Annotated in this window: 10 protein-coding genes and 1 pseudogene; 6 read left to right on the forward strand and 5 right to left on the reverse strand. The window is 72.3% G+C overall.

The features are described from left to right. The first annotated feature begins 91 nt into the window (after positions 1–91). Positions 92–1,453, forward strand: a complete 1,362-nt coding sequence (locus ACIRQP_RS34645) for a cryptochrome/photolyase family protein (protein WP_403897512.1) — start codon at positions 92–94, stop codon at positions 1,451–1,453. Positions 1,454–1,619: 166 nt separating this feature from the next. Further along, positions 1,620–3,194, forward strand: a complete 1,575-nt coding sequence (locus tag ACIRQP_RS34650) for an amino acid permease (protein ID WP_403897515.1) — start codon at positions 1,620–1,622, stop codon at positions 3,192–3,194. Here the strand turns inward: ACIRQP_RS34650 and ACIRQP_RS34655 are convergent. The 5 genes from ACIRQP_RS34655 to ACIRQP_RS34675 all read right to left on the reverse strand — a co-directional run bounded on the left by ACIRQP_RS34655 (position 3,191) and on the right by ACIRQP_RS34675 (position 7,198). Beyond that, on the reverse strand, positions 3,191–3,559 hold the full coding sequence (locus tag ACIRQP_RS34655; protein ID WP_403897518.1) for a DsbA family protein: 369 nt from the start codon (positions 3,557–3,559) through the stop codon (positions 3,191–3,193). The genes ACIRQP_RS34650 and ACIRQP_RS34655 overlap by 4 nt on opposite strands. A gap of 60 nt (positions 3,560–3,619) precedes the next feature. Next, positions 3,620–4,321: a cation transporter gene (locus ACIRQP_RS34660; protein WP_403897520.1), complete on the reverse strand. Its 702-nt coding sequence runs from the start codon at positions 4,319–4,321 to the stop codon at positions 3,620–3,622. After that, positions 4,322–4,657: an ArsR/SmtB family transcription factor gene (locus ACIRQP_RS34665; protein ID WP_403897523.1), complete on the reverse strand. Its 336-nt coding sequence runs from the start codon at positions 4,655–4,657 to the stop codon at positions 4,322–4,324. 315 nt (positions 4,658–4,972) lie between these two features. After that, positions 4,973–6,298: a YncE family protein gene (locus tag ACIRQP_RS34670; RefSeq protein ID WP_403897526.1), complete on the reverse strand. Its 1,326-nt coding sequence runs from the start codon at positions 6,296–6,298 to the stop codon at positions 4,973–4,975. A 267-nt stretch (positions 6,299–6,565) separates the two neighbouring features. Further along, positions 6,566–7,198 (reverse strand): TetR/AcrR family transcriptional regulator, encoded by a 633-nt coding sequence (locus ACIRQP_RS34675; RefSeq protein ID WP_403897528.1) that lies wholly within the window; start codon positions 7,196–7,198, stop codon positions 6,566–6,568. A gap of 233 nt (positions 7,199–7,431) precedes the next feature. On the opposite strand from ACIRQP_RS34675, the gene ACIRQP_RS34680 reads away from it, so the two are divergent. The 4 genes and pseudogenes from ACIRQP_RS34680 to atzF all read left to right on the forward strand — a co-directional run. Then, on the forward strand, positions 7,432–8,259 hold the full coding sequence (locus tag ACIRQP_RS34680; RefSeq protein WP_403897531.1) for an urea amidolyase associated protein UAAP1: 828 nt from the start codon (positions 7,432–7,434) through the stop codon (positions 8,257–8,259). Next, complete coding sequence (locus ACIRQP_RS34685; protein ID WP_403897533.1) at positions 8,256–8,867, forward strand: urea amidolyase associated protein UAAP2; 612 nt, start codon at positions 8,256–8,258, stop codon at positions 8,865–8,867. The genes ACIRQP_RS34680 and ACIRQP_RS34685 overlap by 4 nt, the downstream gene beginning before the upstream one ends. After that, positions 8,864–12,481, forward strand: coding sequence for an urea carboxylase (gene uca, locus ACIRQP_RS34690; protein ID WP_403897535.1), 3,618 nt, complete (start codon positions 8,864–8,866; stop codon positions 12,479–12,481). The genes ACIRQP_RS34685 and uca overlap by 4 nt, the downstream gene beginning before the upstream one ends. A gap of 105 nt (positions 12,482–12,586) precedes the next feature. Then, positions 12,587–14,239, forward strand: a pseudogene (gene atzF / locus ACIRQP_RS34695) (allophanate hydrolase); the annotation flags it as partial. Between the last annotated feature and the right edge of the window lie 50 nt (positions 14,240–14,289).

The raw sequence follows: 14,289 nt of genomic DNA on the forward strand, positions 1-14,289 counted from the left end.
GTAAGGCGCGTAGAGCACGTAGACAGCACAGACAGGGCGCTCGCGAACGGACGGTGAGCGAAGTGGACGAGAGGCAGCGAGGGACAGGGACATGAGCGTCGCGGTGGTGCTCTTCACCTCCGATCTGCGGGTGCACGACCAGCCGGTGCTCCGCGCCGCCGTGGACGGCGCCGAGGAGGTGGTACCGCTCTTCGTCCGCGATCCGGGGATGGCGGCGGCGGGCTTCGACGCCCCCAACCGCCGCGCCTTCCTGGCCGACTGCCTGGCCTCGCTGGACACCGCCCTGCGCGAGCGCGGCGGCCGGCTGGTCATCCGTTCGGGCGATCCCGTCGAGCAGGTCTGCCGGGTGGTGCGCGAGAGCGGCGCCGTGCAGGTCCATGTGGCGGGCGGGGTGAGCCGGTACGCGGCGCGCCGGGAGGAGCGGTTGCGTAGGGAGCTGCCGACCGCCGGAGCCGGCCTGACCGTGCACGACGCGGTGGTCACGGCCGTGCCGCCGGGACAGATCACCCCGGCGGGCAGGGACCATTTCGCGGTCTTCACCCCGTACTTCCGCCGCTGGGACGAGACGGGCCGGCGCGCGGTGACGGACGCGCCCAGGAGCGTACGGGTGCCACGGGTCGGCGGCGAACCGCTGCCCGCACGCGGTGCGGTCGAGGGGGTCTCGCCCGGTCTGGCCGAGGGCGGCGAGGAGGTGGCGCGCAAGCGGCTGGCGGCCTGGCTGGCCGACGGGATCGAGTCGTACGAGGACCGCCACGACGACCTGGCCGGCGACGCGACCTCCCGGCTCTCGCCATACCTCCACTTCGGCTGTCTCTCACCGGTGGAGCTGGTGCACCGGGCACGGTGCGAGCGCGGCGCGGGGGCGGCGGCCTTCGTACGGCAGCTGGCCTGGCGGGACTTCCACCACCAGGTACTGGCGGCGCGCCCCGCGTCGGCGTGGTCGGACTACCGGCCGCGCGGGGATCACTGGCGCACGGACGAGCGGGAGATCTGTGCCTGGCGGGAGGGCCGCACCGGCTGCCCGGTCGTCGACGCGGCCATGCGCCAACTGTCGTACGAGGGCTGGATGCACAATCGTGGGCGGCTGCTGGTGGCGAGCTTCCTGACCAAGACGCTGTACGCGGACTGGCGCGTCGGCGCGCGGCACTTCCTGGATCTGCTGGTGGACGGCGATCTCGCCAACAACCAGCTCAACTGGCAGTGGACGGCGGGCACCGGCACGGACACCCGGCCGCACCGCGTCCTCAATCCGCTCACCCAGGCCAGGCGGTTCGATCCCCACGGCGACTACGTACGGCGCTGGGTACCGGAGTTGGCCGGGGTGGACGGGTCCGCCGTCCACCAGCCGTGGCTTCTCGACGCCCGGGACCGGGCCCGGCTCGGCTATCCGGACCCGATCGTGGATCTCGCCGAGGGCCGGGACCGCTTCTTCCGGGCCCGGGGTCTCGTCTGAGGGCTGTCCAGTAACGGCGGCGGGCTGTCCCGTAACGGCGGCTGTACCGCCGTGACGCCCCGCGGGGTGAGGAATCGGGCGCCGCACGGACACGGACGCGTCACGCCGGTGAAACAGCCTCTCCTTAATTTCTGTCAATCGACAGGAATCAGCGACAGGGGCCGCCATGACCGCCACCGCATCCACGGACGTACGGCAGGAACCGGCCGGGACCGGCCCGCGCGACTCGGTCGCCTTGGCCGGTTTCGGCTATCGGCAGGAGCTGCACCGCAGCATGGGGCGGTACGCGTCGTTCGCCGCCGGGTTCTCCTTCATCTCCGTCCTCACCACCGTGTTCCAGTTCTTCGCGTTCGGCTTCTCCTTCGGCGGCGCCGCCTTCTTCTGGACCTGGCCCGCGGTGCTCCTCGGACAGCTGCTGGTAGCCGCCTGCTTCGCCGAACTCGCCGCCCGCTACCCGCTGTCCGGGGCGATCTACCAGTGGTCGACACGGCTCAGCACCCCGGTCTTCGGCTGGTTCGCCGGCTGGATCATGGTCATCGGGCAGATGGTCGTGGTGGCCGCGGCGGCGCTCGCGCTCCAGGTCGTACTGCCCGCGATCTGGAGCGGGTTCCAGCTGGTCGGCGGCGATCCGGCGCCCACCACCGCGAGCGGCGCGGCCAACGCGGCTCTGCTCGCCGTCATCCTGCTGGTCCTGACCACGGCCGTGAACCTCGTCGACAACCGCGTGATGTCCCTGGTCAACCGCGTCGGTGTCACCGCCGAGATCATCGGCGCCGTACTGATCGTGGTCCTGCTGTTCACCCACGCCGAACGCGGTCCCGGCATCACGCTGCACAATGGTGGCCAGGGCGGCGCGATCGGCGCGCTGCTGGTGGGCTCCTTCACCGCGGCGTACGTACTGATCGGATTCGACAGCGCCGGTGAACTGAGCGAGGAGACCCACAGCCCCCGGCGCACCGCACCGCGCACGATCCTGCTCGCCCTCGCCGCCGCCGGGGTCCTCGGCGGACTGCTGCTGCTCGGCGGCATCCTGGCCGCGCCGAGCCTCACCGACGGCCGGCTCGGCACGGAGGGTCTCTCGTACGTACTGACCAGCACACTCGGCGACGGTGTGGGCCGGGCGCTGCTCGCCGATGTGGCGCTCGCCATCGCCGTGGCCACGCTCGCCATCCAGACCTCGGGTTCGCGCATGCTCTTCTCGATGGCACGCGACGGCGTCCTGCCCGCCTCGCGCCCCCTCGCGAAGGTCTCCCCGCGTACGGGCATGCCGGCCGGTCCCGCACTGGTGGTGGGCGCGGCGGCAGCGGCGCTCTGCCTGCTCAACCTGGCCTCTCCGGAAGCCTTTCTGGCGATCGGTACGACCTGTATCGCGATGCTCTATCTCGCGTACGTGATGGTCACGGGCCCGATGCTGATCCGCAGGCTGCGCGGCCGCTACGCCACGTCGGAGAGCGTCGACGAGACGGGCGAGCCCCTGTTCTCACTGGGTCGCTGGGGTCTGCCCGTCAACGTCCTGGCCTGCGTGTACGGCGCGGCGATGACGGTCAACCTGGCCTGGCCGCGGGCGGCCGTCTACGACCCGGCCGGCGGGCACTGGTATTTCCAGTGGTTCACGGTGCTCTTTCTCCTCGCCACCCTTGGGCTCGGGGGCCTGTACCAGGCGTGGAGGGCACATCGAGGACACATAGCCAGTGATCCTGTTCCGGCCGCGGCTCCGGCTCTCCCGGAATCGGCTCGCTAGCCGCCGCCGTTCTGTCCACGTCCACCGGCCACAGGCGCCGGACAGCCCGGACAGCCTAAAAGGGAGCTGACCAGGGCCTGCCGCAGCTGGTCGGCTCCGGGGGCACCGGCCGGGCCGTGCGGGGTCGGGTAAACCCGGCACGTCAGTCCGGGCGCTTGGCCTGGCCGGGCGAAGGGGTCATGTCCGTCGATCAGGATGGTCGGCGAGCCGGTGAATCCTGTCCGCTCGGCCTCGGCCTGGTCGGCGATCACGCGCGTGGTGACCGTGACGTCGTGCAGGCCCAGGTCGGCGAGCGCCTGACGCAGTCGTTCGGTCGCGGGCTCGGCGTTCGGGCAGTCGGGCACGACCAGCAGCTCGATGTTCATGTCTCCAGGATCGCTCTCATCGGAACTCGGACGCGGGGATCAGGATCAGGTGCGGCAGCCTCAGCCGCATCCGGGCCGGCAACCGCTCGTCTCCGCCTCGCTGCCGGGCGCCGTCGCCGCGGCGGCGTGGGCCGCGCAGCAGCCCTCGCCCTGCCAGGCGTCGCGGCCTTCCTTGACCGCGAGGGCGGCGATGACGAGGGCGGCGATGGAGTCGGCCCAGGACCAGCCGAGCAGCAGGTTGGCCAGCAGGCCGATCAGGAGGACGGCGGAGAGGTAGGTGCAGAGCAGGGTCTGCTTGGAGTCGGCGACGGCGGAGGCGGAGCCGAGTTCGCGGCCGGCTCGGCGCTGGGCGGTCGACAGGAAGGGCATGATCACCAGCGAGAGCGCGGCGAGTACGATCCCGGGCACCGAGTGGTGGGCTTCGCCGGATCCGGTCAGCGCGCGGACGGAGTCCACGACGACGTAGAACGCGAGGGTGTAGAAGGAGACGGCGATGATCCGCAGCGTCCTCTTCTCGCGGGCCTCGCGAGTGGCGTGGTCCCGGGCGGAGAACTGCCAGGCGACCGCCGCGGCGGAGGACACCTCGATCACGGAGTCGAGTCCGAAGCCGACCAGCGCGGTGGAGGACGCGAGGGCACCGGCGGTGATCGCGGCCACCGCCTCGATGACGTTGTAGATGATCGTGGCGGCGACCAGCAGACGTACGCGCCGGGTCAGCGCGTCACGGCGGGCAGGGCTCGGTCCGAGGGATATCGCGGCCATTCAGCAGCACCCCCGCTCATCCGCGTCCGGGCAGGTCTTGTCCGCCTCGACGGCGACCACGGCCGTGCGCAGGGCGTCCAGCGCGTGGCCGAGGCGTTCGTCGGCGAGCTCGTAGCGGGTGCGCCGACCGTCGGGCACGGTGACGACCAGGCCGCAGTCGCGCAGGCACGCCAGATGGTTCGACAGCCGGGTGCGAGAGATCTCCAGGGAGTCGGCGAGGTCGGCCGGGTAGGCCGGGGCCCGGCGCAGGGCGAGCAGGACACGGCAGCGGATGGGGTCGGCGAGGGCGCGGCCGAACCGCGCCAGCACCTCGATGTCAGCAGCGAGAGTCAGCACTCCGCGAGAGTACATCGAATCCTGAATTCAGGAAACTATGAATTATTGGGTTCGGCGGGCGCTCTCTGCCGCGTAGGTGTTGTTCCGGCCGACGACGCGCTGCCGGGTATCGGCGGTGGTCCGGCGGAGGATCCGGTGGAAAACGTTCCCGGCCGCGACATGATCGCGAACTTCGGCGCCCGCCGCCGAGCGGGTCGGCCGCTCCACGGCCATGGACCGGCCACGGGATCTGGGGGCCGGGCAACGGAGACCCCGGGGCGCTCCACGCGCCTCGGGGCCTCCGGCCTTGGGGCCCGAATTGGCCGGGCGGGGGCCCTACTTGGTGACCTCGACAGTGACCTGGGCGGTCGCGCCGGTGTGCTGGTCATCGCCCGTGTAGCGGACGGTGTACGTCACCTGACCGGTGACCCGAGGCCGTGCGGTGAACTGGAAGGTGCCGTCCGCCGCGACGGGGAAGCTGCCGATGGACACGCCGCCCGGTGTGCGGGCGTCGGTGGCCGTCACCTCCACGGTGGTGCCACTCCCGAACGGGTCGTTGGCGCTCAGCGTGCCCGTAACGTGCAAGGGGTTGCCCTTGACGGCCGTCGACGGCGCCTGGAGGGTGAGGGCGCTCTGCGCCTTGCCCGCGTCTACCAGCACATGCAGGGTCGGCTGGGCGCCGAGGTAGTCGCCGGTGACGGCGAACAGCAGGTTGTCGTCCGCCGCCCAGGCGAGTCCGGCGGCGAACTGGAGCCCCGGGGAGTAGGTCCGCAGTGGTGCACTGGCGCCGGCGCGGAAAACGTACAACAGCGAGCCGTTGCCGCCTGCCGCGACCGTGCCGTCGGGGGCGATGGCTACCGCGTTGGGGTAGGCGTCGGTGGGGTAGCTGCCGTTCTCCGTCAGGTCGGAAGTGCTGACGACCTGGTGACGGTAGGGGGTCCCGTTCGCCGTGACGATGTTCCGGCCATCAGGAGTCACGGCGAAGTCGTTCAGATCCGACATGGACGGAGCGTCGTAGAACGTACGCTGGACCCGCTGCTGCAGACCATCCGCATTCGCGTCATACACCGCGAGGGTGGCCGGGCTGAGGCCATGGTCTCCCGCCACCAGCATGTTCGGATCGGCCGGCGACGATGCGAGCGCCGGGGCGTAGTACCAGCCGGAGGACTGGTTGAGTGTGATCACCGGGCCGGATCCGGAGAGCTCCAGTGAGCCGATCCCCGCTTGGCCGGTCGCCCCATGGCTGAACCAGATCTTGCCGTCGGCAAGCGCCAGGCTCTGGGGTGATGTGCCCGCGCCCGTCTGGTAGCGGTTGGTCTCGGTCAGCGTGCCGGTGTCGATCGCGGATATCGCGTCGGCCGACGAGAGGGCGACGTACACCGTGCTGGAGTCGGGCGAGATCGCGAGTCCCGCTGCCCCGTTCTCCAAGGTGATCTGCTTCAGGACCTGTCCCGCGTAGTCGGTCACGACGACGCTGCTTCCGGACGGATCGCTGATGAACACGCGGTCGTGTACGTCGTCGACCACGAGGTCCCGGTATGAGGCGCTGGGCAGCGCGGTGCCGCTGGCCGCCGAGGCCGGAGTGGTTGTGCCGCCGATCAGCGCGACGGTACAGATCACGGCCGCCAGGGCCGTGCGAGCGGTGACTCTTCGAGTACGCAAATCCTGTTACCTCTCTGCGCGGGTGAACGGATGAGTGATCACCCGTGATGAGTGATTCCCAGCCAGCGCGTTGAAGTTAGACCATGCCACTGACAATGGCCCGTCAGAGAGCCGATCCACGACCGGGGTTGAGCCGCTCGACCCCGTACGACGTGCGGGGCGCGCCGGCACGGGGGGGACACGCCTTCTCCATCGGCCGCGCACGACGGTGTGTCAGCTCGTCGCGTGGCGGGCAGCCAGTCCGGCGGTTGAGGACACCGCACCGCCTCAGCCGCCGCCCACCCCCACGATCCGCAGCGCCGCATCCGCCGTCGCCCCCGCGAACGCCTCCACCGGCCGGTCCGGGTCGGACCGATGGACCAGGATCACGCCCTCGATCAGCCCGAACACCAGGTCCGTACGGAGCGCGAGTTCGGCCTTGTCCAGCTCCGCGCCCGGCCCCGTCGCGGCGAGCAGCGTCCCGTACGCGTCCTTCAGCTCCGCCCGTACCGTCCGGAAGCCCGCGAACCGCTCCGCCCCGACCTCGGGCAGCAGATACAGCACGCCCAGATTGCGCGGTCCCCCGCAGAGCAGCTCGACGTCCGAGCGGCACAGCTCCCACAGCAGCGTCTCGGCCGGCCTCTCCTCGTCGGCGAGCAGCTCACGGGCGAGGGCCAGCGAGGGCGCCACGGTCGATTCGAGCAGCTCGGCGAGCAGGTCCTCCTTGCCGCCGAAGTAGTGGTACATCGTGGCCTGCCGCATCCCCGCGCGCTCGGCCACCGCGCGCGTGGTGGTCGCCGCGTACCCCAGCGTGGTGAACAACTCGGCCGCCGCGCACAGCAGTTCGTCCCGCGCGGACAGGCCGCTGTCCGGCCGCCGATCGGCCCGCGGCCGTCCGACCCGTCGTCCCGTGGTGCCCATGCGCCCGATCGTCGCACACCGCGCGACGGCCCCGACCGCCCCGACCGCCGCGATCTCCGCGATCCCCGCGATCCCCGCGAGTGCCCGATGAGTGCCCCACCCGAGCGCGCCGAGCGCCCGCCGAGCGCCGTGAGCATCCGGTAACCCTCGCGCAACCGACGGGCAACGGCCCGGAAGCCCCCCGCCCTTAATTTCTGTCGAGCGACAGAAATCGAGGATCCGGAGGTCGGGCCATGGCGACAGCGACGACATACGGGGCCAGGGACCACGCCCGCGCCCAGGCGGGCGCGAAGGCCGAGGCCATGCCCGTGGTGCCCGCCACCGACTGGCCGGACCCGCCCTGCGAGGCCGGGCAGTTGGTGTGGGCGGAGACCGTGGCCGGCGGTGGCTACACCCACCGGGCCGTGGCCCGCGGCACCGAGATCCGGCTCACGGACCCCCATGGCGACGCCTGCGCCCATCTGCTGCTCTACGCCGACGGCCGCTCCTGGGAGCGGCTGAACACGGCCGACACGGTCAAGGTCCAGTGGAACGCCTATCTCGGGACGGGCCGGCTGCTGCTGTCCGGCCAGGGGCGCGTTCTCGCCACCCTCGTCACCGATACGACCGACGGCCGCCACGATGCCCTCTGCGGCACCTCCACCCTCGCCAGGAACACCGCGCGCTACGGCGACGGCGCCCCGCACTCCGCCTCCCCCGCCGGCCGCGAGCTGCTGAAGCTCGCCGCGCTCAAGAACGGGCTGGAGCCGCGCGATCTGCCGCCCTCCGTCTCCTTCTTCCAGGGGGTGGAGGTACGGGAGGACGGGGCCCTGGCGTTCACCGGCTCCGTCGGTCCGGGCGGCTCCGTGACCCTCCGGGCCGAGCGGGATCTGACCGTACTGCTGGCGAACGTGCCGCATCCGCTCGATCCGCGCCCCGCGTACACCAGCACCCCGCTGGAGGTACTGGCCTGGACCGCGGACCCCACGGCCCCGGACGATCCGCTCAGGGAGGCCACCCCGGAGGGCCGCCGCGCCTTCCTCAACACCGCCGAGTTCCTCGCGGCGAGGGGGATCCGATGACCTCCGTCACCGTCGCTGTCCCCGCCCGCGCCCCGTGGTCCGCCGTCGTCCACGAGGGCGAGTCGCTCACGCTGACCGATCTGCACGGCAATCAGGCCGTGGACTTCCTGGTGTACGACGCGCACGACACCGCCGTCCGCTACAGCGCCCCCGACACGATCCACGCCCAGGGCAATGTCTTCCTCACCACCGGCAGTGTGCTGATGTCGAACGAGTACACACCGCTGATGACCGTCACCGAGGACACCTGCGGCCGGCACGACACCCTGGGCGGCGCCTGCTCGAAGGAGTCCAACACCCTGCGCTACGGCCATCACACCTGGTCGCAGCACGCGTGCATGGACAACTTCCTGATCGAGGGGGCCCGTTACGGCCTCGGCCCGCGCGATCTGGTCCCCAACATCAACTGGTACATGAACGTGCCGGTGGAGAAGGACGGCACGCTGGGCATCGTCGACGGCCTGTCCGCCCCCGGCCTGCGGGTCACGCTCCGCGCCGAGACCGATGTCCTGGTCCTGATCTCCAACTGCCCCCAGATCAACAACCCCTGCAACGGCTTCGACCCCACCGCCGTCGAGGCGACGCTCACCGACGGGACGGGCGCATGACGTACGACACGCTGCTCGTCGCCAACCGGGGCGAGATCGCCGTACGGATCATCCGCACGGCCCGCCGGCTCGGGCTCCGTACCGTCGCGGTCTTCTCGGATCCGGACCGTCCGGCTCCGCATGTGCGGCTCGCGGACGAGGCGGTACGGCTCGGCCCGGCGCCCGCCAAGGAGTCCTATCTCGACGCCGAGCTGATCCTGAGAGCGGCCAAGGACACCGGAGCGGGCGCGATCCACCCCGGTTACGGCTTTCTCTCCGAGGACGCGGGGTTCGCGCGGCGCTGCGAAGAGGCCGGGATCGTCTTCGTCGGCCCGACCCCCGGACAGCTCGAAGTCTTCGGCGCCAAACACACCGCGCGCGCCGCCGCGGAGGCCGCGGGCGTCCCGCTCGCCCCCGGCACCGGACTGCTGCCGGATCTCGCCACCGCGCTGGAGGCGGCGGAGCGGATCGGCTACCCGGTGATACTCAAGGCGACGGGCGGCGGTGGCGGAATCGGGATGCGGGCGGTGTACGACGCCGCCGGACTCGCGGACGCCTGGGAGGCGGTGCAGCGTGTGGCCGCGGCCTCCTTCTCCTCCGCCGGGGTCTTCCTGGAGCGCCTGATCGAGCGGGCACGCCATGTCGAGGTGCAGGTCTTCGGCGACGGCGAGGGCCGGGTGGTCACCTTCGGCGACCGCGACTGCTCGCTCCAGCGCCGCAATCAGAAGGTGCTCGAAGAGGCCCCCGCGCCCGGCCTCCCGGACCCCGTACGGCGCCAGCTGGCCGAATCCGCACGGGATTTGTGCGCCTCGGTCGGCTACCGCTCCGCCGGTACGGTCGAGTTCGTGTACGACGCCGCCCGCGAGGAGGCGTCGTTCCTGGAGGTCAACACCCGTCTCCAGGTGGAACACCCGGTCACCGAAGCGATCTACGGCGTCGATCTCGTCGAGTGGATGCTGCGCCTCGCCCAGGGCGAGACGTCCGTCGTACGGGCACCGGACGCGCCGCGCGGCCATGCCGTCGAGGCGCGCGTGTACGCCGAGGACCCCACCCGGGACCACCGCCCCGGCGCCGGGCTGCTGACCCATGTCTCGTTTCCTCCGCAGCGGGCCATGGAGGGGGCCGCGGAGGCAGGGGGCATACGCGTCGACTCCTGGATCGAGACGGGCACGGAAGTGACCACGTCCTACGATCCGATGCTGGCCAAGGTCATCGCGCACGGCGAGGACCGCGCGCAGGCGCTCGCCGCGCTCGACCGGGCCCTCGCCGCCACCCGTATCGACGGCATCGAGACCAATCTCGGGCTGCTGCGCGCCGCGCTGCGCGCCCCGGCGGTCGCCGCCGCCACGCACTCGACGGCCACGCTCGCGACCGTCACCGATCCGACGCCGCGCATCGAGGTGACCTCCGGCGGCACGCTCACCACCGTGCAGGACTGGCCCGGCCGCACGGGCTACTGGCAGGTGGGGGTCCCGCCGTCGGGGCCGATGGACAGCCTCTCCTTCCGGCTGGGCAACCGGGCGCTCGGCAACGACGAGGGCGCCCCCGGCCTGGAGTGCACCCTCCAGGGCCCCACGCTCCGGTTCAGCCGTGCCACCACGCTCTGTGTAACGGGCGCCCCCGCGCCGGTGACCGTGGACGGCGCGCCGGTCCCGCAGTGGGAGCCCTTCACCGTCCCGGCCGGAGCGACCCTCGCCGTCGGCGCGCCGGCCGCGCACGGGCTGCGTACGTACGTCCTGTTCGCGGGCGGCGGCCTGGACGTCCCCGGCTTCCTGGGCAGCGCGGCCACCTTCACCCTCGGCCGCTTCGGCGGCCATGGCGGGCGGGCACTGCGCACCGGCGATGTCCTGCACGGCGGAACGGTCTCCCGCGACAGCGGGACCGCTTCCGGCGCGGGAACGCCCGTCCCCCACGGCGAACGGCCCGACTTCCCCCGGAGCTGGCGGGTGGGTGTCAGCGAAGGGCCGCACGCGGCACCGGAGTTCTTCACCGAGGAGGACATCCACGCGTTCTACGAGGCGGAGTGGAAGGTCCACTTCAACTCGGCGCGCACCGGCGTACGGCTGATCGGCCCCAAGCCCCGCTGGGCCCGAACGGACGGCGGGGAGGCGGGACTCCACCCCTCCAACATCCATGACACGCCGTACGCGGTCGGCGCCGTCGACTACACCGGCGACATGCCCGTGCTGCTCGGCCCCGACGGGCCCTCGCTCGGCGGGTTCGTCTGCCCGGCGACGGTCGTCGTGGGCCAGCGCTGGAAACTCGGCCAGCTGCGCCCCGGCGACACGGTCCGCTTCGTCCCGGTGACGACCGGCGCGGCGGCCGCCCTGCGCCGCTCCCCCGCCACCGCGCCGGTCGCGGACCGTCCCGTCGTCCGCGACGGCGGGGTCCTGGGACGCGGCCCGTCCGTCACCTACCGCCGCGCCGGGGACGACAACGTACTGATCGAGTACGGCGAGATGCGGCTCGATCTGGCGCTGCGGATGCGCGTCCACGCGCTCGCCGAGGCGGTCACCGCCGGGGGCCTGCCGGGCATCACCGATCTCACGCCGGGCATCCGCTCGCTCCAGATCCAGCTGAACCCGGACGTTCTCTCCCAGGAAGCGCTGCTTGCCGCCCTCACCCGGATCGAGGCCGGACTGCCGCCCACGGACGAGCTGGTGGTCCCGTCCCGTACCGTCCATCTGCCGCTGTCCTGGGACGATCCGGCCACCCGCGAGGCCATCGCCCGCTATATGGCGGGGGTACGGGACGACGCGCCCTGGTGCCCGTGGAACATCGAGTTCATCCGCCGGATCAATGGCCTGGACTCGCCGGACGACGTCTACCGCACGGTCTTCGACGCCGAGTATCTGGTCCTGGGCCTGGGCGATGTCTATCTGGGCGCGCCGGTCGCCACCCCGCTGGACCCCCGGCACCGGCTGGTCACCACCAAATACAACCCGGCCCGCACCTGGACCGCCGAGAACTCCGTAGGAATCGGCGGCGCATATCTCTGTATCTACGGGATGGAGGGACCCGGCGGCTATCAGTTCGTGGGCCGTACGACCCAGGTGTGGTCGGGCTGGCAGCAGCGCGGCGCGTTCGAGGAGGGCAAACCGTGGCTGCTGCGCTTCTTCGACCGGATCAAGTGGTATCCGGTCGAGGCGGACGAACTGCTCGCGCTGCGCGCCGACATGGCGGCGGGCCGCTTCGTACCGCGTGTCGAGGAGGGCACCTTCTCGCTCGCCGACCATGAGCGCTTCCTCGCCGGGAACGCGGCGTCGATCGCGTCCTTCAGGGCGCGGCAGACGGCGGCGTTCGGCGCCGAGCGCGCGGCCTGGGAGGCGGGGGGCGAGTTCGCCCGCGCGGAGGCCGTGGCCGCGCCCGCCGTACCGCGCGCCGAGATCACCGTCCCGCCGGGCGGGCGGCTGCTGGAAGCCGAGTTCGCGGCCTCGGTCTGGCAGTTGAACGTGGTTCCCGGCGATACGGTGCGCGCGGGGCAGCCGCTGCTCGCGCTGGAGGCGATGAAGATGGAATCACGGGTCCACGCACCGGCGGACGGGGTGGTGACCGAGATCCTGACGTCCCCCGGCGCCCAGGTCGAAGCGGGCACTCCGCTGCTGGTGCTGTCCCCGGCGTTGTCCCCGGCGTAAGGAGCCCCGACCCCGATGTCCCCCTCGCCCACATCCCCTCCGTCCCCTTCGTCCCCTCCGTCCCCTCCATCTCCTTCGTCCCCTCCGTCCTCCTCCTTCTCCGCGGTCGACCGGGTACGCGCCGCCTACCGGCGGATCGCGCGGGTGGACCGCCCCGAGATCTGGATCACGCTGCGCCCACAGGCCGAGGTGGAGGCCGAGGCCCACGCCCTCGACGCGCGCCGCGCCTCCGCGGAGGAACCGCTTCCGCTCGCCGGCAGGCTGCTGGCCGTCAAGGGCAATATCGATGTGGCCGGGCTTCCCACCACGGCCGGCTGTCCTTCGTACGCCTACTTCCCCGAGCGGGACGCGCCCGTCGTGGCGCGGCTCAGGGAGGCCGGCGCGCTGGTCCTCGGCACGACCAACATGGACCAGTTCGCCACGGGTCTGGTCGGGACCCGCTCCCCGTACGGTGCGGTACGGGGAGCCCGGGATCCTGAGCGGATCTCCGGAGGATCCAGTTCCGGTTCCGCCGTCGCCGTCGCGCTCGGACTCGTGGATCTGGCGCTGGGCACGGACACCGCGGGCTCCGGCCGGGTGCCCGCCGCCTTCAACGGCATCGTCGGGCTGAAGCCGTCCCGGGGGCTGGTGCCCACCGCCGGGGTGGTGCCCGCCTGCGCGAGCCTCGACTGCGTCAGCGTCTTCGCCCGTACGCTCCCCGAGGCCCGCTCCGCCCTCGCGCTCATGTCCGTACCGCCCGGCCGTGAGGCACCGCACCGTACGCCGGGCCCGTGGCGGGTGGCGGTCCCGCCGCTCGCGTACCTCGGTCCGCTGGACGACGGCTGGGCGAAGGCGTACGAGGCGGCGGCGGCCCGGCTCAAAGCGGCGGGGGCGCGGCTGGTGCCCATCGATCCGACGCCGTTCCTGGAAGCCGCCCCCATGCTGTACGAGGGGGCCTTCGTCGCCGAGCGCTACACCGCCGTCGGTAGCTTTATCGACAAGCTGGCTCCTGACGCCGACACCGAAGCCGGTCTCGATCCCACGGTCGCCGGGATCATCCGCCGGGCCCGTGACATCCCGGCCCATCGGCTCTACGCCGACCAGGCGCGCCTCACGGCCCTGCGCGCGGCTGCGATGTCCGCGCTGGGGGACGCGGACGCGCTGCTTCTGCCCACGGCTCCCGGCCACCCGACGCTCGCGGAGGTGGCGGCCGATCCGCTGGGCGCCAATGCCCGGCTCGGCCGGTTCACCAACTCCACCAATCTCTTCGATCTGGCCGCTGTCGCGGTCCCCGGCGACGAGGTGGACGGGCGCCCCTTCGGCGTCATGCTCGTCGGCCCAGCCGGTACGGACGACCGGCTGGCCGCCGTCGCCGGACTGCTCACGGCCCCCGCCGGACACACGCTGGTCGTCGTCGGGGCGCATCTGGACGGGGAGCCGCTCAACCCGCGGCTACTGGCGCTGGGGGCCAGGCTGCTCCGTACGACCACCACCGCCCCGGTCTACCGCCTGTACGCCCTGCGCACCGATCCGCCCAAACCGGGTCTCGTCCGTGTGCCTCCCGGCCGGGCGGGGGCCGCGATCGAGGCCGAGCTCTGGGAGCTGCCGGCCGAGGGGCTCGGGGCGCTCGCCGCCGCGCTCCCCCGCCCCATGGGGATCGGACGGGTGGAGTTGGCCGACTCCACCACCGCCGCGGGCTTCCTCTGTGAGCCGGCCGCCCTGGAGGACGCCGTCGACATCACCGCGTACGGCGGCTGGCGCGCCTACCTGGCCCGCTGACCCGAACGCGTACGGGCCCCGCCGGGATCCTGGCGGGGCCCATACGCATG

The sequence above is a fragment of the Streptomyces sp. NPDC102274 genome, assembly GCF_044766385.1.
Classification (GTDB): Bacteria; Actinomycetota; Actinomycetes; order Streptomycetales; family Streptomycetaceae; genus Streptomyces.

Coding starts and splice junctions, on each gene's coding strand:
- ACIRQP_RS34645 (WP_403897512.1), top strand. CDS start 92: ATGAGCGTCGCGGTGGTGCTCTTCACCTCCGATCTGCGGGTGCACGAC.
- uca (WP_403897535.1), top strand. CDS start 8,864: ATGACGTACGACACGCTGCTCGTCGCCAACCGGGGCGAGATCGCCGTA.
- ACIRQP_RS34685 (WP_403897533.1), top strand. CDS start 8,256: ATGACCTCCGTCACCGTCGCTGTCCCCGCCCGCGCCCCGTGGTCCGCC.
- ACIRQP_RS34660 (WP_403897520.1), bottom strand. CDS start 4,321: ATGGCCGCGATATCCCTCGGACCGAGCCCTGCCCGCCGTGACGCGCTG.
- ACIRQP_RS34680 (WP_403897531.1), top strand. CDS start 7,432: ATGGCGACAGCGACGACATACGGGGCCAGGGACCACGCCCGCGCCCAG.
- ACIRQP_RS34675 (WP_403897528.1), bottom strand. CDS start 7,198: ATGGGCACCACGGGACGACGGGTCGGACGGCCGCGGGCCGATCGGCGG.
- ACIRQP_RS34655 (WP_403897518.1), bottom strand. CDS start 3,559: ATGAACATCGAGCTGCTGGTCGTGCCCGACTGCCCGAACGCCGAGCCC.
- ACIRQP_RS34650 (WP_403897515.1), top strand. CDS start 1,620: ATGACCGCCACCGCATCCACGGACGTACGGCAGGAACCGGCCGGGACC.